This is a genomic window from Tenggerimyces flavus (assembly GCF_016907715.1).
Classification (GTDB): domain Bacteria; phylum Actinomycetota; class Actinomycetes; order Propionibacteriales; family Actinopolymorphaceae; genus Tenggerimyces; species Tenggerimyces flavus.
The window spans coordinates 6,597,442-6,620,064 of the sequence record NZ_JAFBCM010000001.1 but is presented as its reverse complement, the minus strand read 5'-3'; the positions used below and the strand labels follow the sequence as shown (position 1 = coordinate 6,620,064).

Below are 22,623 nucleotides of genomic sequence, written 5' to 3'. Positions count from 1 at the left end.
CGGACGGTCATGGAGAAATCCTGGCGCGGTCGATCTCCTTCTACGCCGATGCCCTCGGAGTTGACTGCGTTCGTGCGGCCTCTTGGTCAACCGACATTGCGGCGATGAGCTCGTCGAGTGCGGACTGGCCCGGCGGAGTCACGCATGAGGCGGCGGCCATGGATCGAACTCGGTTGAAGGCGTCGCCGATGGCGTCGCCGGTCAGCAGCGGCCCGTGTGCGGTGGCGACGGTGTCGGGGTGCAGGTCGGCGACGGAGTCGACATGGCGTTGGTAGCGTGCCGGGTCCAGCCACTGATGCCACGGTGAGACGAGGCTGTTGAGCAGCGCGAACGACTCGTCGTAGAGGTCTTCGGGTATGTCGTCGCGGTGGTGCACGGAGCCGGTGGTCATGGCCGCGAACGAGTCAACGCCCCACAACACGCCGGTGCGTTCATCGAACAGGCCACGGGTGGTGGGGCCATCGAAGATCGGTGGTAGCACCAGACGCATCTGACGGTCTCCGGCGAGGAAGCTGTCACCTGGCTCGAGCCAGCGAAGCCGCTTGATCGGCAGGGACCGCTCTAGAGACAGCCGCTCCGTGGCGAAGAAGTTGGTCACCATCGTCGCCGATGGGCACATCGCCAAGGCGTCCGCGAGTCCTCCGATGTGGTCGCTGTCGTCGTGTGACAGAAAGATCCAGCGCACGTCCTCCGGATCGACCAAGGAAAAGACCAGGTCCAGCCATCGTTGGCGATGGATGGGGGCGCCGGTATCGACGATGATCGGCTCGCTGCCGCGGATGAGCAGCGAGTTGACCGGAAGAAATTGGCTGGGTCCAGCGGCGGCCAGGTTGGGAATCAGCCATGTCTCCGGGGCGATGAGCACGGGGTCGCTCATCGGGATCTGGGAGCTGGTCATCATGGTCTCCTTGTTGTGATGGACGCCAGGTGGACAGGCCGGTCGGCTTATGGCCAGCCGGACCTCGATGTCCACATCGGCGGCGCTGACGATGTCCCGCGATCCCATCTGGCCGTCGCGGAGTTGAGCGCCGATCTCATTTCCACATCGGATCGTTGGAGTTGGCGAGGAGCTTCGTACCGAGTGCGGCGCCGGCTGGATTCGTCCGCGACGAGGTCGCTATACCCGCTGTCTGGAGTGAGCCGCATGATCGTGGAGAGGTCCGCCGCTGCGTTGATCAGGTCCTTCACGGCGTCGATGACCCCGTAGATCTTCACTCCGCAGATCACAGTGGCGACGGCGGCGCTGGGGCCGCGAAGCGCTTGAGCCGGCTCCCCAACGAATTCGGGTGTCGGATCCTGCCTGTTCGCCACGTGTTCCCTCCGTCTGTCCTCCGCCGTGTCCTGGCGACGGCGTGTTCGGTGTCCGCGATCCGCCGGCACGAAGAAAGATGGCGCGAGTCAGCGGAGCACGATGCCTGCCGGGAGTCTGTCGAGACCGTGCTTCAGATCTGCGTCGTGTTCGTTTCGCCGATTGAGACGGAGGCATGGTCCGCATCCCTCCGAGAACTCGGTCTCAGAGCGCGGTGTGGCACCACTCGCGGGCGGAGGCTTGCGGTCGTTCCGGGTTCGTGTGGTCTAGCGTCCGTACGGCTCCGCTGCGTACGGACTCCGCATCCACAAATACGGCGATCAGACGTCGCTGCCGCTTCGTCGCTTCGACGGTGACCACGACCTGTCGAGCGAACCGCCGTACCCCGGTGCCGTGCTGAGGATCACGATGCCGAGACCGAACGCACCCGCGAAGAACACGCCGATGACGGTGTCCTCCTTGAGCCGTCGGTTCTGCGCGAATACGGCCACCGCGATCGCCGTCAGCAACCCAGCCAGAACGCCACCCACCACGAGGCTCGTCTGCAGGACGAACGCGATCGCGATGCCCGGGAACACAGCGTGCGCGACCGCGTCGCCGATGAACGCCATGCCGCGCAGCACCACGTGGCTGCCGATCACGCCGCACACGATCGCGGACATCATCGCGACGAGGAACGCGCGTTGCATGAACACCTGCTGACAGGGTTCGGTGAGGAACGCGCCGAGCCCGTTCACCGCGTCACCCCGAGCGAATGCAGCAGCCGCTCGGACCGTGCGACCCCGAACGCGCGCAGCCAGATCGCCGGATCACGCAACTCGTCCGGCGGCCCTTCGGCGATGACAGTCTCGTTCAGCAGGCATAACCGGCTGCACAGCTCAGCCGCCGCTGGAAGGTCGTGCGTGGTCATCAGCACAGCCTTGCCTCGTCGCGCAGCTCGCGGAGTAGCGCGGTCAGGACCTCCTGCGTGGGAACGTCCAGCCCGGTGAACGGCTCGTCCAGCAAGAGCAACCGCGGCTCGACCGCGAGCGCGCGGGCGACCAGCACGCGCTGCCGTTGGCCACCGGAGAGCTCGCCGATCGGCCGGTCCTGGAGCTCCGTCATGCCGACGCGTTCCAGCGCGTTGTCAACTGCCTCGCGGTTCGCCTTGCCCGGGCGGCCGAACCAGCCGATCTGCCGGGTGCGGCCAGTCAGCACGGTTCTCATCACGTCGATAGGGAAGTCCCAGACGAACTCGTGCCGCTGCGGCACGTAGCCGACGCGCTCATCGCCGGGGCTGATGCTGCCGCTTCGGCATGGGAGCAGCCCGAGGACCGCACGTAGCAAGGTGGTCTTGCCCGCTCCGTTCGGGCCGATCATGCCGACCAGCTCGCCGGTGTCGATACTGAGGTCGACGTTGCGGAGCGCGAGCCGGCCACCGAGCTCGACCGACACGTTCTGCAGCGTGAGGAGCGCGGTCACGGGCCCACATTCCTTCTCCGCAGCGTTGCGGCGGCGATCGCGGCGAAGACCACCACGACCACTCCGGCCGCGCCGATCCAAACAAAGGGGGACACCGCGCGGAGTCGAAGTACACATCTGGCTGGCCGAGCGCCTCGGTGAGGTAGACGACGAGCTCGCCCGGTCCGGAGAGCTTCGTCGGGTACAGCTGGACCGACGACGTACGGGTCGCGCCGCGCTCGGATCCCTTGCCCTGCACGCGAAGTCCGAGCCACAGCACGTCGAGTCCGATGTTCTCCACCAGTGGGATCACGTGCGCGCCGTAGCTCTCGGACGCCTCCGCGAGCGAGACACTCGGCGCGTCCTTGCGGGCGTTGGAGTCGATGGTCTTGATCAGCGACTGTTCCTCGAGCAGGAGTGGTTGGTGAACGTCACGTCTGCCTTCGCGACGCGGCCGGCGTCGGCTGGTGTGGGCTCGTACGAGTGCGGGTCGCCGCCCGCTGGGACCAGCGAGCTCACCTCGACCCGATCCCCGCCGACCTGCTGGGCTAGGTCTGCGAGGGTCTCGGTGGTGGTCACGACGGTGAGCTTGCTTCCTGTCGTTCCCGCGCCGCTGCACCAGAACAGCCGACGGCCAGGCTCAGAGCAGCGATCAGGATAGGGCGAATCGTCCTCATGGCTTGCGCTTCCGCCGCCGGAACGCCGAGCCGGCGGTGAGCAGGGCTCCGGCGCCGAGCAGGACGCTGGCGGTCGTGAACGACGTGCTGGCGTCGCCGCCCGTCTTGGCGAGCGCGCAGCCACTGCTGCTCCGGGCGGCGGTCTGCTGCGTGCTGCTCAAGCTGGTGGTGCTGGCGGCCGCAGAGGTCGGAACGTCGACGTCGCCGACGGCGAAGCGGACGACCGCGGTTCGCTCGAAGTCGTTCCGCCAGCGAGTTGCGCGGAGTGCGTAGACGTCAGCTCGTATACGCCCTCTTTGGTGAACGCCCAGTTCCCGTGCTCGTGTGCCCAACGGAACGCTGAACGAGTCAGGCACGCCGTCGCCAGAGTTGAAAGGTCACCTTGGGTTGCCCGAACGAGTCGAACTCGAAGACGGCGAGCTCGCCCGATCCCTCGACCTTGTCCAGCCGTCAGTTTCCCCTTCCGTGACTAGACGAGGCAGTTGTTGCAATCGACCCTGCTATTTAGCATTCGAGTCCTCGTCCCGAGGTCGGGACGCCGTGCAAGCAGGAGGCATGGGCTCGTCGTTCTCGGGAGAACCGCCATCGAGTGTGCCGGTCTGCCAGGCTCTAGCTGTACTCGGCCGTCAGGTTGGTGACTGTTGTAGGCGGCTGGTTGGGGGTTTGCCTGCGAGTGCGGTGTGTCGGCGTTCTGTGTTGTAGAAGGTGAGCCATGGGGCTAGTGCTGTGGTGCGTTGGGTGTTGCTGAGGAAGACTTTGGCGTAGGCCCATTCGGTTTGCAGGGTGCGGTTGTAGCGCTCGACCTTGCCGTTCTGCCAGGGGCAGTGGGGCTTGATGAAAATTTGTGTGGCGCCGAGGCTGGTGACGGCGTCGCGGAAGGCGCGTGAGCGTTTGTAGCTGAGGTGGTTGTCGGTCATGACCTGCTCGATCCGGGTGATGCCGTGCGCGGTGAGGTAGGCCGCGGCGCGGAGCAAGAACCCGGCGCAGGTGGCGCCCAGTTCGTCGGGCAGGATCTCGGAGTAGGCGAACCGGGAGTGGTCATCGACGACGGAGTGGACGTAGTCGAAACCGATCCGTGCTCGTTTCTGGGCGCTGGTCTGGCCGTGTTCGCGACCGTGTGCTCGCCAGCCTCCGCCGTCGTGGATCCGGCCGACCTTCTTCACGTCCATGTGCACCAGTGCACCAGTGCGCCGGGGCGGTCGCGTTCGTAGCGGATCGTGGTGGTCTTCGACGCGCGGATGACCTCACCGGTCAGGGGATCACACTCGCGCAGGTAGGGCAGCTGGTGGCGGCGAAGAATCCGCGACACCGTTCTGGCCGGGACTCCGAGTTCGGGTCCCAACCAGTCCTGGCCGCGGCGCAGCTCCCGGCGGGCGGCCACCACCGTCGTCTCGACCTCGACCGGCGTCTGACGAGGCGAGTGGTGCGGGCGCGACGAGCGGTCCACCAGCCCAGCCTCGCCCTCGGCCAGGAACCGAGCGACCCAGCGGTGCGCGCACTGCCGGGAGATCCCGAGCTCCTTGGCCACATGCGCCACAGGCCGGCGCTGCCGACGGACCCGGTCGACCAGGAGCAGCCGACCATGCACGATCAAACGGGCATTACGGCGGGACATGAAGACCTCCGGACTGGTGAAGACGGCTATCTCCACCGCATCCGGAGGTCTTCGCTACGTCAACAACCCACGCCGTCACCAACGTCCTGACCGAGTACATCTAGCCGTGGCGCATCGCCTCCTGACCGTTCTGGACGACCAGTAGCACTAGTCTCCGCCAACGTGTGTCACGTGTGGTGGACCCATTCGCCGGATCGGCGAACGTGCTTCGTAACATCGCCAATGCACTCTCCGTTCCCGGCTATGGATCTGGAGCTAGATCCGCTGGTATTCCATGCAACTTTAGGCAATCTTCGGGGTAAGGTTAATAACGGCCAAGTTGAGGGGTCTCGTCTGGTGCAGCCTGTCAGGGTCCGTAGGTAGCCGGACAAGTTCTGTCGGAGCTGGATCCATGCGGATTTCGCGTTCGGCGGCGTTGTTGCGAACGACACGGGCAGGTCGTCGGCGAACCAAGCGTTGGAGGTTGGAGGTTTGTCGGCGAGTCGGTTATGGGAATCTGAACTCAATGGAGCACACCGTGACACAAAACCTCCCCGACACTATTCAGCAAACGGCATTGCGCCTGACGGAACGGCTGTTCAGCACACCGCCCACGGCGACAACCGGAAACAGGCGTGTCGAAGTGCACTCCCTGGTCTCCCACGAACACCTTCCACTCTACTTGTTCGCAATGAAGTCGCTTGCGTACTACTGGCATGACTTCTCGGCGGTCGTCCATGACGACGGCACGATCACCGACGCCGACAGGGCAATCTTGCGGCAGCACGTCCTCGGCGTCGACGTCGTTACCCGAGCCGCCGCCGACGCGATGATGGCCGATCTGCTGACGGACTATCCTTTGATCTCCTCGGTTCGCCGGCGCAATGTACGTATCCTGCAACTGACCGACTACTTCATGCTGAGCGACGCCGACATGGTCATCGGTATGGACAGTGACATCCTGTTCTTCGACACACCCACCGAAGTCGCACAGTGGACGAAGGATCCCGGTGAGGTGGCGCTCCTTTACTCACCCGAGGAGGGTTGGGAACCTCAGGGAGTCCACTGGATACCCGACGCGTTTCCTGACGCGCCCTACGTTCCGTACATGTGCTGCGGCTTCGCCTGCACGGACCGCGGTCGTTTCTTCGACGCCGATTTCCTTGAGCATCTGATGCGAAAGACTCCGCCGACCGTCTTGGGTGCCCCGCGCTACGTCACGCAGATGTTCTACTCGCTGCTGGGCGGCCGGCTTGGGAAGGCGGCGCACAGTCTCGGCGAGCCGTACCGGTCCGGGCCGTGGGAGTGGCTGCCCAGAGCTGAGCGTCGTGTGCTCTGCCACTACTTCGCCTCACACAACGGCGGAAAGACGAGCGAGAACCTGTGCCGTGATCCGGGCCTGTTCGCGGCCGTGCTCGACCGAATTGACGACGGTGGGAGCAGCCGTCCGCAGATCGGTCTCTAGTGCCGGATCTTGATCCACGAACTGCCACAAGGAGGGCCCGTGCATGTACTTTGGGTTCAACCGCTCAGTTACCAGCGGGCGTTGACCGGTGCCAGTCGCGCCAACCGTGCCATCGTGGAAACGCTGGCCAGGGGCGGGCATGAGTGTGTTGTCGTCGCACTCGACGAGAAGTATGCGGGAAACGGCCGGGAACGGCCTACGAAGCTCTCGTCGCGATCATCCGAGCGGGTCGAGACGAGAGTGTTCGTAGGCCTCGCCGAAATGGTCCGCGGACTGGAAGCGACCCTAGTCGAGCGGACGTGGGACTGGGTGATCCTTTCGGAGGACAGCACGTGCAGCTTGCTTTCCCTAGCGCTTCGACGGAGAACTGGAGCGATCGGCTACGTCGCACACTCGGCCAGCACACTGCCGGTGGGTCCGTATCGCTTCTTTCCTTACGACGAAGGTGCTGGTCTGTTCGAGAAGGTCGACAGGATCTTCACCATCAGCAAGTGGCTGCGCGACTACATCTGTGAGTGGTTGCGATGCCCGGCGGTGGTGATCCGAGCACCCATGTACGGTCAAGGCCCGTTTCCGTGGCTGGGCAAGGCGGATGGCCAGTTCGTCACACTGATCAACGCGTCCACGATCAAAGGCCTTCCGGTGTTCCTCGCTTTGGCGGGACAACGACCAGCCGTCAGCTTCGCGGCCAGCATCGGCTGGGCGACGACGAGCGCCGACCTGTCGGCCATGCGTGCTGTGGGCAACCTCGCGTTGATGGATCCGGTCGACGACATCGACGAGATATACCGGAAGACCAGGGTCCTGCTCGTCCCGTCGCTGTGGTCGGAGGGTTTCCCAGCGGTGGTCGTGGAGGCGATGCTGCGCGGGATTCCAGTGGTGGCAAGCGACCAGGGCGGGCTGCCCGAGGCGAAGCTAGGTGTGGACCACATCCTGCCGGTCTCCGGAATCGACGGCTACCGATCCGACCAGCTCGACGAGAACCTGAACCCGCGGCCGGTGCTGACCCGCACGACCGATATTCGTCCCTGGGTCGAGACGCTCGACCTGTTGGTCGATGATGCGAGCACCTATGCGGATCTGAGTCGAAGGTCGAGAGCCGCGGCCCTTTCGTTCGTCGACGCGCTGGACGAGAACGAGTTCACAAGGCTGCTTGAGCAATGAGCAGTAGCAGAGGTGGATGCGATGATACCCAACGTTTCACATGAACTTCGCTGTATCTTCGTACACATTCCAAAGACGGGTGGTACGGCCATCGAGCACGCATGTGGCTTCTACAACGTGAACAGCATGCGAGGACAGCAGGACCACCGCGCCATTCTGGAGTTCCAGCGGACGCTGCCGGCGAAGATCTTCTCCTCCTATTACAAGTTCGCGTTCGTCCGAAATCCATGGGCCCGTGCGTACTCTTGGTACCGCAACGTCATGCGAGATGCTGCTCACCGCGTCTGGCTAGCAGTGGACAGTAGCGAGATGACCTTCCGTACGTTTCTCCTGCGGTATCTTGGCTACGAGAGTCTCGCGCCACAGTTGAAATGGATCACGAACCAGGACGGCGAGATCCTGGTTGACTTCGTTGGCCGGTACGAGCGGCTGGAGGCTGACTTCGCACACGTGAGAGATGCTCTGGGGTTGGCTGATCGTCCGCTCAGCCGGCTTGTCATCGGCGACGGGTCCAATTACCTCGATCAGTTCACCCCCGAGCTGGTGGATCTGGTCGCCGAGTTCTATGCCGAAGAGGTCGAGTTGTTTGGCTACCGTTTCGGGAACGGTGTGGTCGGCACCAGTGAGCAGGGACCTCATCAGTAGGCGAGGTGCGACACGGGCTGCCGGAGTCGGCATGAGTCCAAACATCTTGGTGGGAGATCCTTGCCCAATCTTCCTCGACGGGGTGGCATGCGCATGCGTCGAAATCGGCGTCGAGGCGAGGTTGGTCGACGATGCGGGAAGTGTGGAAGAGTCATTTCGAAGCTACGAACCGGACATCGTTCTATTCAATCCCATGATCTGGGCGCGCAACGGCTGGCAGAAGCTCGCTTCGGTGCGGCAACGGCAGCGGCTCCGGACCGTTGGCGTCCTGACCGACCAGACGTCTCGGTGGCACGGCGTTCACCTGCGCAGAGTCCACCCGAACGCCTACATCGACAAACGTTACTTGACAGCCGAGATGCTCGATTGTGTGATTCGCAGCCTGCTGGCCGGAGGGCAGGTGTTCTTGTGCGGCGAGGAGCTCGTCTTCGACCAGCCTGAGCTCCACCAACGAGAGCTCGAGGTGTTGCGGCTCATGAGCACCGGAATGACGGTCCGCCAGATAGCCGAGGCTTTGTTCCTGGCCGAGCGAACCGTCAAAGTCGACATCAGGCGCGTCATCACGAAGCTTGAGACGGCAAATCGCGCGGAGGCTGTCATGCAGGCCTATCGACGCGGGATCTTGACGCCGACCGATGCGAGGGTGCTGGCGTGATCCGGCCCTGCTCCAGGTCCACGGACAGCGCGAGCCTGGCGAACGTGAGCTGCTCCCAGACACCGACGAGGAGAACGTCCCGCCTGGCCGTGGCGAGCCGGTAGGACCGGACGTCTGCGGAGGAGACCAGGGTGAGCGGCCCGCTTGCATCGGTCACGTCAACCTCGGGCTCCCAGCTCGCGTCGTGAAAACTGAGCGCCAGCCCGCGTGCACCGAGAAACTCCACGTGGACTTCGTTCGCGCAACGTCGAGCACGAACACGGATCCGTGAGACGAGCGGCGGAGGGTGTGGTAGCCGACGCCGGCGCCACTGCACGAGCCCGGCCAGCACCATGAGAGCCGAGAGTATCGTGACGCCGCTCAGCATCTGGCGTGCACCTCGACTCCCCATGGAACCTGGTCGTCACGAAACACGTGGCGTTCTGGCGTCTCACCGTTGCCGAGGAGCACGTCCGGAGCGGACACGACCCGGAGCTCGTAGTCGGCGCGGTCTCCGTTTAGCGCGGCAAAGGGGCGATCGAGGTCACCGAGCACCACGAAGTCGGGTGGCCGGCGGGCAAGGTGCTCGCGCTCCAACGACTTCCTGACACCCCAGGGCACGACACGCAGGTGTGGCCCGGCGACCTGCAACGTCGCGGCTTCGGTGTGACCGATGAGTACGGTGCTTCCCGCCGGTAGCCAGCGCGCTAGCTCACCTGACCGGGTCATGGGCGGTTTGACGAGCTCCCGGACGAAGTCCACCTGCAGCACTCGTATCCTCCGGTCCAAGTCCTCTGGCGCCTCTCGGGCGAGATGTGATCCACCTGGGCAGCGCAGGAACGCGACCCGCCGGACCACCCGCGGGGGCAGCAGGGTGAGGGGGCCGATGTGGAGCGCGTTCGTGGCGGCGGTGAGGGCGGCGAGCACGACCGCCAGTGCCGTGGATCGTTCGGCGATCGCCTGTAGCGCAAGCCCCATGGCTATCGCGGCCGGCGCCACCGCGGGGGTGAGGTACCTGGTGAAGAGGACCGGAGTGACCGAGCGAAGTCCCAGATGGGCCAGGACGATCCAGCCCAGCCCGGCGACGACCTCGATCGGAATCGAGGCCGATACCAGCAGGACCGCGATTGCGATCGGGATGATCGGCGCGAAGGCGCAGTGCAGTTTCCAGAAGTAAGTCCAAAACGACTCGAGAAAACCATCGACGAAGTTCTTGTGCAGGGGAACTGGCGCCTCTACATCACGGCGTAGCCAGGCCCACACCAAGACGATGCAGATGCCGCTGGACAGCCCGGCGACTTCAACGAACGACCAGGCGCCGAACACAGCACCGGCGACGCTCGCGGCAAGCGTTGCCAAGTATCCGCTCCACTCCGCGGCTGCCAGGAGCAGGCCCGCGAGCGCAGCCATCCACATCTGGTCGAGGAAGAGCGACCACAGCGCGAAGACTCGCGCCGCGAAGACGACCGGATAGTACCTGGCCTGGCGCAGGAGGAGCAGGACGGGAACCTGAAGGAGCAGCAGCCCGGTATAGACGCCGGCTCCAGGCGACAAGCGGTCCGCGAGTGCCACCGCGCCCCAAACTCCTGCGATGGCGACGAGCACGAACGGCAACCTGGTAGCGAATGGTGTCGGCTTGACGGCGCGGCCCAGGGCAGCCAGGTAGAACTGCAAGGGGGTGTGGAGAACGCACAGCCCGTTGGGGGCGAGCTCACTCGACGGGAAGAGGGAAGGACCTTCAGAAGTGTCCCGTGGCAGCCCTGTCGCCCGCACCGCGTCCGCCAGCAATGCCGTCCTGGCTTCGTCGAGCCTGAGCGGCTGCGAGCCCAGCCTGACCAGAGCCAGCACACTGAACACACACGCGACGACGACAGCGCTCGGTTCCATGCTCAGCTCCGGAAGGAGACCTGCATCGCTTCGGCGGCGAGGGGTAGGGCGGATCGCAGTCGCGCGCAGGCGTCGTCGAGCAGTTGGTCCGGCACTGCCAGCGCGACCCGGACGTAGCCGTCGCCACCCGCGCCGTAGGCCGCCCCGGGCGCAACCAGCACGCCGGTCTCGTCCAGCAGCCTGGAGGCGCAGGACGTCGATGACTCGTCGGCGGGGGTTTTGACCCAGACGGAGATACCGCCCTTGGGTGCGGCACAAGACCAGCCTGCGGCCGTGAACGTCGCGACTACCAGATCCCGTCGGCGCTGATACGTACGCACCAGTTCCGGCAGATGTGGCAGTCCACTGGAAAGCGCGCGGACGGCCGCACGCTGCACCGCAGTGAACACGCCTGAGTCGATGTTCGTCTTCAGCCGGCCCAGTGCCTCGACCACCCTCGGATTCCCAACCAGCCAGCCGACCCGCCAGCCTGCCATGTTGAAGGTCTTGGAGAACGAACCGAACTCCACAGCGACGTCGAGCGCGCCGGGAACCCGCAGCACGGACGGAGCGACGAAGCCGTCAAAGGTGATCTCGGAATAGACGTTGTCGTAGCACAACAGGATCTCGTGCCGGGCCGCGAACGCCACCGCGTGTTCGAGCTGTTCCAGGTCAGCGACCGCACCGGTTGGGTTGGCGGGGTAGTTGAGCCAGAATATCTCGGCTCGATCCGCCATCGCGGTCGGGATCGCATCGAGCTCCGGGAACCAGGAGCTCTCGTTTCGAAGGGAGACAGCCACCGGCCGGCCTCCGGCAAGCTTCGTCGCGACGGCGTAGACGGGATAGGTAGGCTCGGGAACGAGTGCGACATCACCCGGGTCGATCACGGACCAGGGCAGGTGAGCGATGCCGTCCTTGGATCCGATGAGGGGCAGCACCTGAGTATCCGCGTCTATGTGTACGTCGAAACGCGTCTCGTAGAAGTCGGCAACAGCGCGGCGAAAGTCAGGCAAGCCTGTGAAGGCTGGATAACGGTGGCTCTCCTGACTGTGCGCGGCCCGGGCGAGCTCCTCGATGACGAAAGCTGGAGCCGGTAGGTCGAGGTTCCCGCTCGCTAGCGAGATCACGTCCCGCCCGCTGGTCCGTGCGGCGGCGATGGTTCGCTCCAACTCGGCGTGCGCATAAGGGCGGACGTCGTCGAGCCGAGCTGCCAGTTTCATGGACCGACCGGCACTGTCGTCGCACGGTCGAGTTTCGCGATCAACCTCTCGGTCTCGAGGTCGATCAGGTGCATCCCCGAAACCGTGGCCGATATGGGCAAGCTGGCCTCTTCTCTTAGCACGTCGATGATGTCATCGGCGGAACCTTCGAAGGGCAAGGTGCAATGAGGAGTCCATGCACCCCTCGCATAGTGTGGCCGGGGTCGGTCGGCGGCTTGGAGTGCGTCCGTTACGAGACGGTGCACGTGGAGGAGTTCCTCCGACTGGGTGACGGTGAGGAACGCGATCAGGCGCTCGGCGTCGACAAAGAATCCAGCACCGGACAGCACGACACGGATGTCGAGGTCCGATGCGATGGAGCCCAGGGTAGCGACCATGCGCTCGGGATCCGCCGGCTCACAGACGGCCAAAGTAATGTGCGGACGATAATCGAACCCACGCTGCTTGGGAAGGACAGGTATGCCGGCATGCTCGAGAGCGCCCCATGCGGTCCGCACGCTTTCCTCGGCCGGCTCATCGAAATACAGCTCGATCGCCAACGGCACAATGGCCTCCTCTGATTGGCGGGCCAGTCTTCCAAGCAAAGATGCCGCAACGAGACTGGAAGTGTCAGATGGAGGCCCCTACGAAGTCCAGGAGCGCCAGAGCGCAGCATAGTCGCCGTCAGCCGCGATCAGCTCGTCGTGTGTGCCGACCTCCACGATTCGGCCGTCGTCCATAACAGCGATCCGATCGGCGTCCCGAGCCGTGTGCAGCCGGTGCGCGATTGCCACCACCGTCCGTCCCTCCAGAACCCCGGCCAGAGATCGCTCAAGATGGCGGGCAGCCCGAGGGTTGAGCATCGCGGTTGCCTCGTCGAGTACGAGAGTGTGCGGATCGGCCAACACCAAGCGCGCGAGCGCGACCTGTTGCGCCTCCGCAGGTGACAGCCTCTGCGCACCATCTCCGACGATGGTGTCCAAGCCTTCCGGCAGCCGCTCCACCCAGCCGAGCGAGTCCGTGGCGACGAGCGCGGCCCGGATCTGTTCGCTGGTGGCGTCGGGCCTACCCAGGAGCAGGTTGTCACGAACGGTACCGAGGAAAATGTGCTGCTCCTGGGTCACCAGGGCGACGTGCCGGCGTAGCTCCTCCGGCTGCAACGACACGAGGGGGATGCCTCCTACAGTTGCGACACCGGAGCGCGGCGGATGGATACCGGCCAGCAGCCGGCTGAACGTCGACTTGCCCGCACCGGAGACGCCTACGACGGCCAGCCTTTCGCCGGGTCTGATGTCGAGATCGACGCCATGCAGAACATCATGGTCCTGACGGTAGGCGAAACGTACTCCTCGTGCGACGATATGCTCGTCGTGCGGCGATCCCTGTGTCGGCCAGCGATCGTCCGGTACCGTGGCGACGCCGAGCAGACGGCGCATCGATGCCGCGCCGAGCTGGAGCTGATCGGACCAGGTCAACAACCGATCGAGCGGATCGGCCAGTTGCTGGACGTACAGTGTCGCAGCGGTTACCTGACCAAGCGAAACCACGCCCCGCTGATAGAGCAGACCACCAATCAGCAGTGTCGCCACCACCGGAACCAGATGACCGGTCTGCATGGCCGCGAACCAGATCGACCGCAGCCGCAAAGTGTAACGCTCGCTGGCGTAGAGCTCAGCGATATCGCGATCGCCGTGCTCGACCCGAAGCCGCTCCAGCCGCAGTGCCTCGACGCTGCGCCCGCCCTGGACCGTCTCGGCGAGGGTGCTGGTCAACTTGCCGTACAAGGCACTCTGTTCGAGGTAGGCATCCCCCGCCCGGCGCAGGTACCACCGACTGCCAAGCCAGATGATCGGTATACCCACCAAGGCGATCGGGCCCAGGATCGGACCGACGAGGACAACCGCACCGATCGTGAAGAGCGCCGTGATCAAGGCGATGGCGCTTTCCGGCACCGCGAACCGGACGCTGCCGGCCAACTGGTCCACGTCCCGCACCATCCTGGTCACGAGGTCGCCGGCGCCAGCTCTCTCGACCATACCGAGCGGAATCCGTAGCACGTTGTCCACGAACTCCTCGCGCAGCCGGGCGAAGACCGACTCGCCGAGCCGGATCGACGTGTATCTGGCGAGCCAGGTGAAGAGAGTCTGGCCGATGATGAACGCAAGGATCAGCACGGCGACCTGGTCGACCCTCGCCGCTGTCGTGCCTTGGTGCACATCGTCTACGAGGTCACCCAGGAGGCGCGGGACCGCCAGCCCGAGTATGGCGGCAGTGGAGTGCAGCACCAGAAGGAGCACGACCGCGCGTTGGTGCCGGACGATCAGGGTCCTTACCTGCTTGCGGACTTCTGGGGTCTCGGCGACCGGAAGCTTCGCGTCCTCGGAGCTCATCACACCTCTCCCTTCGTGACCAGAGCCCGATACTGTGGCTGGCTGGTCAAGAGCTCGCGATGTGTGCCGTCCGCGACGACGCCCGCTTCGGTGAGGAACGCGACCCGGTCGGCCCGATCCAGCAGCGCGGGGCTGGTCGACATCACGATGGTCGTGCGCCCAGACCGGAAGGAGAGCAGCTGTTCCGCGATTCGGGCCTCTGTGTGTGCGTCTACCGCGGACGTAGGGTCTACCAGCACCAGGACATCCGGGTCGAAGAGCAGAGCTCGCGCTAAGATCAGTCGCTGTCGTTGGCCACCGGAGAAGCTACGTCCGAGGCCGTCCACCTCCGTATCGAGATGGTTCGGCAGTGCCTCCACGATGTCGTCAGCGGACGCGGCCGTGATCGCTGCCTTTAGCCTGGTGTCTCCCTCGCCGAACGGGTCGAGCTCGTCACGCAGCGGCCCGGTGAACATGGCCGCTTCGGCGTCGACAACGAGTATCCGCTGGCGCACATCCGCGAGCCTCAAGTCGCTCAACGGAACCTTTCCGTACGTGACTCCGGAGTCGACGTAGCGACCGAGCCGATCGGCGACTCGCCCGGCCGCCTCGGGTACGTCAGCCGCTACGGCCGTGAACATCCCGGCCCGCGCGGTGAAACCGGACCCGGCATCGACGAGGTCCCCAGAAGACGGCGGATTGCGAGGAGTCTCTGGATCCGCCAACTCCGGGTGGAGGCTAAGGATCCGGATCGTCCGGCGAGCGGACACCAGGGCGTTGGCGATGCTCGTAAACAGGTCGGCGGCCGCCCGGAGCGGGTTGACCAGGAACGTCGCGTAGGCGTACATGGCGACGAGATCTCCGGGGGTGATCTGGTCGCCAACCACGAATCGGCCGCCCAGCCAGACGACCAGGACGACGAAGGCGCCCGGAAGCAGTACCTGCGCCGCTTGCAGCGTCGCGTCGTAGCGGCCGGCGTGCACCCCCGCGGTCCTGGCCTTCAGCGAGGCGAGGCGATAGCGTTCCGCGAACGACCGCTCGCCGCCAATGCCGCGTAGAACCCTGATGCCAGTGGCGATATCGACGCCCAGCCTGGACAACTGGCCGATCTGCTCACGATGGAGACCCTGCCGCTTGGCAAGGGGGCGGATCACCGCACTGATCGTGATCAAGAGCAGTGGAGTCCCCAGCAGAACGACGAGGCCTAGCAGACCGGACATTCCTAGGAGCGCGACGGTGACAACGGCGAACGCCACCAGCAAGCCGATGGCCGTTGACGACACCTCAACGCCGGCGCCGATCCACTTGATGTCCGAAACTCCGACGGTGACGACCTCGCCGGTCGCGACCTGACGTGGCAGCGCGCCACCCAGCTCGGTTGCCTTCCTGGTCAGAAGCTGCACGGTGCGAAACGCGGCATTGCAGTAGGCCAGGATGGACATCCTGTGCTGGTAGATGCCGCCGACGGCCTGGAGGGCGCCGGCGCAGAGCAGCGCAGATGCCCAAGCGAGGAGGGCGCTCGCGTTCCCAGCTGTCAGCCCATCGTCGATTGTCCTGCCCAGGACATACGGAACGACAGCCGCCATCCCGAGACCTAACACGCTAAATGCCGCCTCGCCCAGCAAAACACTGAGCTGGGTACGTGCCATCCAGGTGAGGTAACGGGTCGGGGTACGCAGGTCCGGAGTGCCCAGGACTTTGAACGGAGGACCACCCATGTGGCCTTAGCCTAATTGCTTCCCGCCCGCTTCGCTTGGAGACCGGACGCGACCTATGAACAAGCGTGCGCATCAGATGTGCGATGACGACTGACGAGTGGAGCACGGATGCGGATCGCGCTTCTGGCTGGCGGAGACTTTGCAGCGGCATGCCTCCACAGGTTGGTGGCCGACCGGCATGCCATCATCTGTGTCGTACCTTCCTGGCAACGATCGTCCGACCTGGTGCGGGCGGCTGGCAACCTGGGCATACCAGTCCGGCCGCCGCACGACAGCAGGTTGGAGGACGTCCTCCGGGACGATACGCCGGAGCTGCTGGTCTCGGTCGACTACGACAGGATCCTGCCGGCCAGCACACTCACGATCCCCACGGTGGCCGCCATAAACGCGCACCCCGGGCTGCTTCCAACGTATCGAGGCACTGGTGTCGTCATGTGGGCGATCCAGAACGGCGAACCGAGGCTCGGACTGACGGTGCATCACATGGACGTGGGCATCGATTCCGGCGACATCATCGTCCAGCGCGTCCTCGCCATCGAGCCCGACGAGGACTATGGCCACATCCTCGCGCTAATCGGTGCCGAGCTGTCTGACCTGCTCGCCGAGGCGGTGCGGTTGATCGAGCAGCGAGCGGACTCGAGAAGTCCCCAGGATCCTCGCCTGGCTACGTACTTCGCCGAGCGCCACCCGTGCGACGACCGGATCGACTGGTCGAGAAGCAGTGTCGAAATCGTCAATCAGGTAAGAGCTCTGACTATCCCCGGGACGGGCGCAAGAACCTGGCTGGGGGACGGGGAGCTCATCGTCTGGGCCGCCCGGCAGCGCTTGGATGCACCCTCGTACCGATGCACTCCCGGTCTGGTCGTCGGCCGGACGTCGAGCGGCCCTATCGTCAAGACTGGTGACAGCACAATCGTCGTGGAGCGCGTACAGCACATCGGCGGGGCTCCCGCCGATTCTCCGAGCTGGCGGATCGGAACCCTGCTCGGACTCGATCCGCTGGAGGCGATCACGGCCCTGCGCTGCCGGGTTTCCGAACTCGAAGAGCGGATCCGCAAGCTGGAAAGGGGTTGACCAGCTTCCGGAGCCGCTCGAAGGATCAGCGCCAGTAATGCGGTTGCACTATCAGGCGTCGATCTCCCACCCGGATATCAGTTCCAGCTCACAGGCGATCGCGACCGCGTGGGCGCGGTTCTCGGCCCCCAGCCGGCGGAGCACGTTTCCGATGAGCATCTTGATGGTGCGCTCGCCGATCCGCAGCCTACGCGCGATCTCACGCGATTCCAGACCGCTGGCGAGCAGTTCCAGCAGATCCAGCTCGCGGCCGCTGAGCTCGGGCACGAGTGGCCTGTCCGTCGACATCGCCGTCAAGAACTTCGTCTCGCGGGCGAACAGAGCAGTGAGTATGTCGTTAAGACCACGTGCGCTCAGATGACGCTTGTCGATGTACGCGGCGAAACGAAGCAGCTTGGTGCGCCTGAGTTCCGACGGTGTCGCCGCGTCGACGATGATTCCCAAGTCAACCGTTACCAGGCGGCTCGCCAGCGCGGCCGCACGATGCAGCCCGGAGGCCGGCCAGAGGCGCGGGTTGACCAGCACGACGTCAGGCTCGGTGGTGTCGAGCAACGTTGAAAGGGAGAAGTGACTGGGCGCCACAAGCAGCGAGCCAGGCCGGGCGTAGGCGTGTTCTACGCCGCGTAGGAACAGAGGTGACGGATCCCCGACGACGACTGTCGAAGTTTGGTCCATGGAACTCCCCCGACACGTGTCTCTTGGAACCTGGTCGCTTTGGTGTAGCCCTATCCAGGCTTACGATACGTCGTAATGTAGTTGAACGACCTGGACGTGAACTCCTGACCGTTCCAGTCGGCTTGGCGGGACACCAGCTCAAGGCCACTGAGCCGCGTCATGAGGTCGAGCTCGGCCGGCCAGACATAACGCACCTTCACGGGGTAGGCCTGAACGGATCCGTTCCGGACGTGGAGGTCTTCAGTGTGGATCGTCTGGGCCAGCTTGTCGTGCCGACTGGCCCAGATGCTGATGCGTTCGGGTGTGAAGTGGAACAGCTCGAGGCTTTTGTTGTTGCTGAACTTCGTCAGATCCGGGTAGAACGTCTCCACGACGAACGAGCCACCTGGCTGGAGGCGATCGAAGACGCCGGACAGGCAGCGCAGCTGTTCTTTCTGGGTCAGGATTCCGTAGAAGCTGCTGAAGACGCAGTAGATCAGGGAGAAGCTTCCAGATACCAGGTTGGCGACGTCCGCGGCGTCTCCGATGATGACCGGCAGATCGCCGCCCGGCTTCGTCCGCATCACCCGTACCATCTCCGCCGACGCGTCGACGCCTTGTACGTCGAGCCCGCGGGCCGCCAACGGGATGGCCACCCGGCCGGTGCCGATACCGAGCTCGAGCACGCGTCCGCCATCGGCCAACTTCGCCAGATACTCGACAGCATCGGCGGGATCCTCCCACAGGCCGTGCCAGCCGTCGTAGATTCCGGCAACGGTGTCGCCATACGTCGATACCGAATAGTCCTCCACAGCACATCTCCTCCCACGAAGAACTCGTTCATGGGATGCAGGTGAGGCCGCCGACGTCGCATGTCGAGTCGCACTCGCGGGAGCGACTGTGAGGGCCTTCGATGCATCTGTGATGCCTAGGCTCGGCAACTGCTCTGCGACGTGAGGAGATATCGCGTGGTGACGTCTGACTTGGAGCGCCGGGACGGCTCTGGTGTGAGCATCGATTCGAACGGACCGTACTTCGTGGCGGACGGCGAACGGTGGTTTCCCAGCGGATGGTGCTGTGCGACGCCCATGGCCCTCGGACCTGGCGAGTTCGAACGGATGGCCGCCTGGGGTTGCAACACCGTGCGAATCTGGCCGGATCCCAATGAGTCAGGCAGGCTGCCCGACGAACTGCCACGGATTCTGGCGGCAGCGGGCGAGGCTGGAATACGCACGGCGGTAACGATGCTCAATCTCGGCGAGCTGTCGGACCTTTTCATACCCACCCCGAACCTGAAGCGGACCAACAATGCTTACCGGCAGTCCTGTGAGACGCCCACGGACATCCTGACGACGGAAGCGGCTGCGGAGATCTCCCGGCAGCGGGTCGACGGATTTGTCGAGGCATGTCAGGATGCCGACTCCGTGTGGGCCTGCGTGGTCAACAGCCAGACCGACGGGATATATCAGGCCCCCTTCCCGGTGCTCGAGTCGTTTCAGCGCGCTGCCACATCCTGGCTGGACCAACGAGAGCGCGGTGACGGCAAGCGCCGGCTCAAAGCGGTTACGTCGTTCGATCCGTTGCCGATTTGGTCGTCGTTCTACGACTGCCCCTCGCATGACATCGTGGCGCTGCACTGCTATTCACCCGCTGTCTATTCTCCGGTCGACAGTGTGCAAGGCGCCTGGGAAGTCGCTGTAGCCACGGCTGAGGCATGTCGCCGGCGTCCACCTGGACGACCCGTCTACTGCATGGAGTACGGGCCGATCCTGCATCTGTTCCTACGCGACCAGCCACTGCTTCCGAGCAGCCTGCTCAGGAGATGGCGGCGTAACACCACCGCAGCCCATCTGTGTGCCGGAGGCGCGGGCAGCCCACTGCTCGTACCGCCGGTGCCAAGTGACCCTGACGTGCGCCCAGAGGTGGACACGGGCGCAGATACCGGCGCAGACGCGGAACTGGATCCGATGCGGATGACGGATCAGGTTCGAGGTGTTCCAGCGACGCTGCCAGCTGCTCTGGAGCCCGAGGAGCGAGCGTTTCGCCGCTTGGTAAGGGATCCGTTGTTGCAGACCATCGATCCGAGGCCCGTGCGGATCCGTGCGCCGCAAGGAACCATGTGCGTGGCGGCGGGAGCCGACGACGGCTCAGTCTTGTTGTGGGTGGCCTCGGATCTGCGGCTCGCCGAACGGATGGATCTGGTGCGGCGAGCCCTCGACAGCGATCCGGATGTGTCGCCACTGTTGGGATATGACGCCGGGCGGGCAGCCCTCGAGGCGGTCGGTGCGTGCGTCTGGAACCCTGGTAGCCGGGCACTGATAGGAAAGCTGCTCGACAGCAGGCTCGACGACGTAGCCCAGGAACGGGTCCGGGGCGAGCTCGACAAGGTGTGGCGGCTGTTGAACGGTCTCGACGTCAGCGCTCCGGCGCGTAACCTGGGCGGACTGAGGATCGACCTGCCGATCGAACGTCGCTCCCGCGGATTCCGCTGCTACGATCTGTCGAGCGGCGAAGTCATCGAGGCCGGACAGATGCGCGGCGAGATCGAGCTACCAGAGGTGTTCGAGACGGTCGTCGCCGTGGATCCCGCCGGATAGCGAGCTCAGTCGTCGAAGTCGATGGGACGGGACCTGGTCCGGACGATGCCGGCCGCGCGCATGTGCCGAACCCCGGCGGGGAACGGATCAGGCGGCAGCGGACGCTCCCGGAACCAAGCGACGAAGTCGGTAAGGGCGTCCTCAAGTGACACTTCCGGCTTCCAACCGAGCACGGACAGCGCGGTGGCATCGGTGATCAGGTCACGCACCTCGCCCACGCGGTACCAACCCGGCATCACCGCCGAAGGTTCGACACCGAGCAACTCCGCGAGCCGATGGACGACGTCGAGCACCTTCGTACCCAGCCCGGTCCCGACATTGAACACCCGGCCGGACGCGCGGTCGTCGAAGGCCGTAAGGACGCATGCACGGGCGACGTCGCGGGCAGAGATGAAGTCCCGGCGCTGCCTGCCGTCCTCGTAGATCAGGATGGGCTTGTTGCGCAGCATTCGCTGGGTGAACAACGAAACGATTCCACAGTAGGGGTTCGTCGGGCTCTGCCGTCGGCCGAACGTGAGGCCGAACCGCATCATCGTGGTCGACACGCCATAGGCAGGGCCCAGCCGGAGCCCAGCGGTTTCCAGGAACAGTTTCGACAGCGCATACGGGCTGTTCGGAGCGGCGGTTGCCGACTCCGGCGTCGGGCTGGGTGTCGCGTCGGCGCCACATGCAGGGCAAGGGACCGTCCATCGCCCACGTTCCAGATCTTCCGCCGACCGCAGGGCCGCGTCGAAAGCCCCGTGCTCGGGACAGGTTGCCGTGCCTTCGCCGTAGATCGCTTGACTGGATGCGACGACGGCCGTCCGGAGTCGACCGCCAAGGGCTTGTGCCACTTCCAGGATCCGGGCGTAGGAGGTGACATTGGTTTCGAAGTAGTCCGCGGCGCCCGGAGCGAATCCGCCGAACGCGGCCAGGTGGAAGAGCACTTCGACGCCTTGCAGGGCCCGCCGCAGGTCCGTAGGGCTGCGGATGTCGCCTATCACGTAGTCCACGTCGGGGCGCAACCAGTCTGGCCTGCCCTGGTGAGTCGGCTCGACCAGCTTGTCGAGTACGCGGACCTCGTGCCCTGCCTCGCAAAGGGCATCGACGATGTGCGAGCCGATCAGACCGGCACCACCGGTCACCAATGCTGTTGTCATACTGGCACCTTTCGGATCGCCTCTCCGGCACGGCCGAGCCACACGCCACGCCGGGATGGACGGACCGGCCGGACATCACGGAAATGCGCGCCAAGCACTCGCACGATGGCGTCGCGCCGGCCGGGTGGGGCCAGGAGCAGGAGATAGCCGCTGCGCCCGGCGCCGAGCAGCCGGGCGGCCAGGGCTCCCACGTCGACAGCCTGAGCCAAGGCCGCTTCGACAGTCACGTCGTACATGCCTGGGTCGAGGCCTGCCTTGACCGACCAGTCGTAGCGCATCAGACGCGCGAGTCTGGCGTGGTCACCGGCGGCCAGCGCCGTACGGAACTCCGGCACAAGGCGGACTCGCTCAGCGATGGCGGCCCGGACCGAGTCGACGCCGTTCCGGCAGCTGTCGTTTTGACGGCTCAGGGTGTCCCGTGCTGTGCGGGGCTCGCCGACGCTCGCGACCAGCAGACTGTTCTCCAACAGCTCGGCACCCGGCGGAGACAGGCGTAAGGGATGCACGCCAACTCCCTCTGGCCGGAAGCTGAACTCGTTCACACCGCCGAACGCTGAAGCGTAGTGGTCCTGCTTGCCGACCGGCTGAGCCAGTTCGCATGCCTCCAGCCGCCAGGCCGCCTCGGCCACATCGCCCGGAGTCGCGGGCAGGCCGGAGAGCGCCCGTTGAACCATGACCAGTGCGACGGCGAGCGCGCTGGAACAGCCGAGCCCACGGCCGGGGCCGGCGGCGAGCCGGACGTGGACATCACCTGTTCGGGTGAGTCCTACGGCGTCGACCATCGTCGTGCCCAACCTGACATCGGCCGGCTCGGGAACAGTGAACGAGGCCTGGCCGGGCGCGGAGGCGGATGTGTACGTCACGGTGACGGCGATGTCCAGCGCGAGGTTCAGGCACTGGCCGGGGCTCGCCTCGTAGTAGGACGGGAGATCGCTGCCGCCGCCCGCGAGCCCGGCCTTCAGCGGCGCGACGACCCGTATTGCACCTTGTCCGTAAGGAGATCGCGACACGAGGTGGCCTTCCGATGCATCAGTGAGAGGTATGAAGAGTTCGGTGAGATCGAACAACCGGAGCTGTCA

At 65.1% G+C, this 22,623-nt stretch carries 19 protein-coding genes and 3 pseudogenes; 6 read left to right on the top strand and 16 right to left on the bottom strand.

The window, feature by feature from the left end; translation table 11 throughout:
- Positions 1-40: 40 nt before the first annotated feature.
- The 7 genes and pseudogenes from JOD67_RS30975 to JOD67_RS30945 all read right to left on the bottom strand — a co-directional run bounded on the left by JOD67_RS30975 (position 41) and on the right by JOD67_RS30945 (position 5,041).
- A complete protein-coding gene (locus tag JOD67_RS30975; RefSeq protein WP_205121231.1) occupies positions 41-898 on the bottom strand; it encodes an MBL fold metallo-hydrolase in 858 nt (285 codons plus the stop codon).
- A 773-nt stretch (positions 899-1,671) separates the two neighbouring features.
- A pseudogene (locus JOD67_RS30970) lies at positions 1,672-1,998 on the bottom strand (metal ABC transporter permease); the annotation flags it as partial.
- A gap of 44 nt (positions 1,999-2,042) precedes the next feature.
- Positions 2,043-2,668: pseudogene (locus JOD67_RS30965) on the bottom strand (anchored repeat-type ABC transporter ATP-binding subunit).
- A gap of 474 nt (positions 2,669-3,142) precedes the next feature.
- Entirely contained in the window at positions 3,143-3,328 is a 186-nt protein-coding gene (locus tag JOD67_RS40575; RefSeq protein ID WP_307782618.1) for a metal ABC transporter substrate-binding protein, read from the bottom strand.
- Positions 3,329-3,422: 94 nt separating this feature from the next.
- Entirely contained in the window at positions 3,423-3,587 is a 165-nt protein-coding gene (locus tag JOD67_RS30955; protein ID WP_205121230.1) for an LPXTG cell wall anchor domain-containing protein, read from the bottom strand.
- Entirely contained in the window at positions 3,584-3,778 is a 195-nt protein-coding gene (locus tag JOD67_RS42495; protein ID WP_372442372.1) for a TIGR03769 domain-containing protein, read from the bottom strand. Before JOD67_RS42495 ends, JOD67_RS30955 begins: the two co-directional genes overlap by 4 nt.
- Before the next feature lie 274 nt (positions 3,779-4,052).
- Positions 4,053-5,041: pseudogene (locus tag JOD67_RS30945) on the bottom strand (IS481 family transposase).
- A 505-nt stretch (positions 5,042-5,546) separates the two neighbouring features.
- On the opposite strand from JOD67_RS30945, the gene JOD67_RS30940 reads away from it, so the two are divergent.
- The 4 genes from JOD67_RS30940 to JOD67_RS30925 all read left to right on the top strand — a co-directional run bounded on the left by JOD67_RS30940 (position 5,547) and on the right by JOD67_RS30925 (position 8,949).
- Positions 5,547-6,485 carry a hypothetical protein gene (locus JOD67_RS30940; protein ID WP_205121229.1) on the top strand — a complete coding sequence of 313 codons (939 nt, stop codon included), beginning with the start codon at positions 5,547-5,549 and terminating at the stop codon, positions 6,483-6,485.
- A gap of 114 nt (positions 6,486-6,599) precedes the next feature.
- A complete protein-coding gene (locus JOD67_RS30935; RefSeq protein ID WP_205121228.1) occupies positions 6,600-7,649 on the top strand; it encodes a glycosyltransferase family 4 protein in 1,050 nt (349 codons plus the stop codon).
- A 21-nt stretch (positions 7,650-7,670) separates the two neighbouring features.
- Positions 7,671-8,294 carry a sulfotransferase family 2 domain-containing protein gene (locus JOD67_RS30930; RefSeq protein WP_239556002.1) on the top strand — a complete coding sequence of 208 codons (624 nt, stop codon included), beginning with the start codon at positions 7,671-7,673 and terminating at the stop codon, positions 8,292-8,294.
- A 31-nt stretch (positions 8,295-8,325) separates the two neighbouring features.
- The gene (locus JOD67_RS30925; protein ID WP_205121226.1) at positions 8,326-8,949 is read left to right on the top strand and encodes a helix-turn-helix transcriptional regulator; all 624 of its coding nucleotides are present in this window, start codon (positions 8,326-8,328) and stop codon (positions 8,947-8,949) included.
- Positions 8,950-9,309: 360 nt separating this feature from the next.
- Here JOD67_RS30925 and JOD67_RS30920 read toward each other — a convergent pair whose 3' ends face one another.
- The 5 genes from JOD67_RS30920 to JOD67_RS30900 all read right to left on the bottom strand — a co-directional run bounded on the left by JOD67_RS30920 (position 9,310) and on the right by JOD67_RS30900 (position 16,011).
- Complete coding sequence (locus JOD67_RS30920; protein WP_205121225.1) at positions 9,310-10,776, bottom strand: hypothetical protein; 1,467 nt, start codon at positions 10,774-10,776, stop codon at positions 9,310-9,312.
- Between the two features lie 41 nt (positions 10,777-10,817).
- Positions 10,818-12,014 carry an aminotransferase class I/II-fold pyridoxal phosphate-dependent enzyme gene (locus JOD67_RS30915; protein WP_205121224.1) on the bottom strand — a complete coding sequence of 399 codons (1,197 nt, stop codon included), beginning with the start codon at positions 12,012-12,014 and terminating at the stop codon, positions 10,818-10,820.
- On the bottom strand, positions 12,011-12,559 hold the full coding sequence (locus JOD67_RS30910) for a 2'-5' RNA ligase family protein (protein WP_205121223.1): 549 nt from the start codon (positions 12,557-12,559) through the stop codon (positions 12,011-12,013). The genes JOD67_RS30915 and JOD67_RS30910 overlap by 4 nt, the downstream gene beginning before the upstream one ends.
- A gap of 78 nt (positions 12,560-12,637) precedes the next feature.
- Positions 12,638-14,383 (bottom strand): ABC transporter ATP-binding protein, encoded by a 1,746-nt coding sequence (locus JOD67_RS30905; protein WP_205121222.1) that lies wholly within the window; start codon positions 14,381-14,383, stop codon positions 12,638-12,640.
- A complete protein-coding gene (locus JOD67_RS30900; RefSeq protein WP_239554116.1) occupies positions 14,383-16,011 on the bottom strand; it encodes an ABC transporter transmembrane domain-containing protein in 1,629 nt (542 codons plus the stop codon). Before JOD67_RS30900 ends, JOD67_RS30905 begins: the two co-directional genes overlap by 1 nt.
- Positions 16,012-16,188: 177 nt before the next feature.
- Between JOD67_RS30900 and JOD67_RS30895 the strand changes: the two genes are divergently transcribed.
- The gene (locus JOD67_RS30895; RefSeq protein ID WP_205121220.1) at positions 16,189-17,154 is read left to right on the top strand and encodes a methionyl-tRNA formyltransferase; all 966 of its coding nucleotides are present in this window, start codon (positions 16,189-16,191) and stop codon (positions 17,152-17,154) included.
- Positions 17,155-17,205: 51 nt separating this feature from the next.
- Here JOD67_RS30895 and JOD67_RS30890 read toward each other — a convergent pair whose 3' ends face one another.
- Both JOD67_RS30890 and JOD67_RS30885 read right to left on the bottom strand, forming a co-directional pair.
- A complete protein-coding gene (locus tag JOD67_RS30890; RefSeq protein WP_205121219.1) occupies positions 17,206-17,706 on the bottom strand; it encodes a helix-turn-helix transcriptional regulator in 501 nt (166 codons plus the stop codon).
- Positions 17,707-17,879: 173 nt separating this feature from the next.
- Complete coding sequence (locus tag JOD67_RS30885; RefSeq protein ID WP_205121218.1) at positions 17,880-18,620, bottom strand: class I SAM-dependent methyltransferase; 741 nt, start codon at positions 18,618-18,620, stop codon at positions 17,880-17,882.
- A gap of 156 nt (positions 18,621-18,776) precedes the next feature.
- On the opposite strand from JOD67_RS30885, the gene JOD67_RS30880 reads away from it, so the two are divergent.
- Complete coding sequence (locus JOD67_RS30880; protein ID WP_205121217.1) at positions 18,777-20,405, top strand: hypothetical protein; 1,629 nt, start codon at positions 18,777-18,779, stop codon at positions 20,403-20,405.
- Between the two features lie 5 nt (positions 20,406-20,410).
- Here JOD67_RS30880 and JOD67_RS30875 read toward each other — a convergent pair whose 3' ends face one another.
- Complete coding sequence (locus JOD67_RS30875; protein ID WP_205121216.1) at positions 20,411-21,544, bottom strand: NAD-dependent epimerase/dehydratase family protein; 1,134 nt, start codon at positions 21,542-21,544, stop codon at positions 20,411-20,413.
- Positions 21,541-22,611: a GHMP family kinase ATP-binding protein gene (locus tag JOD67_RS30870; RefSeq protein ID WP_205121215.1), complete on the bottom strand. Its 1,071-nt coding sequence runs from the start codon at positions 22,609-22,611 to the stop codon at positions 21,541-21,543. The genes JOD67_RS30875 and JOD67_RS30870 overlap by 4 nt, the downstream gene beginning before the upstream one ends.
- Positions 22,612-22,623 lie beyond the last annotated feature (12 nt).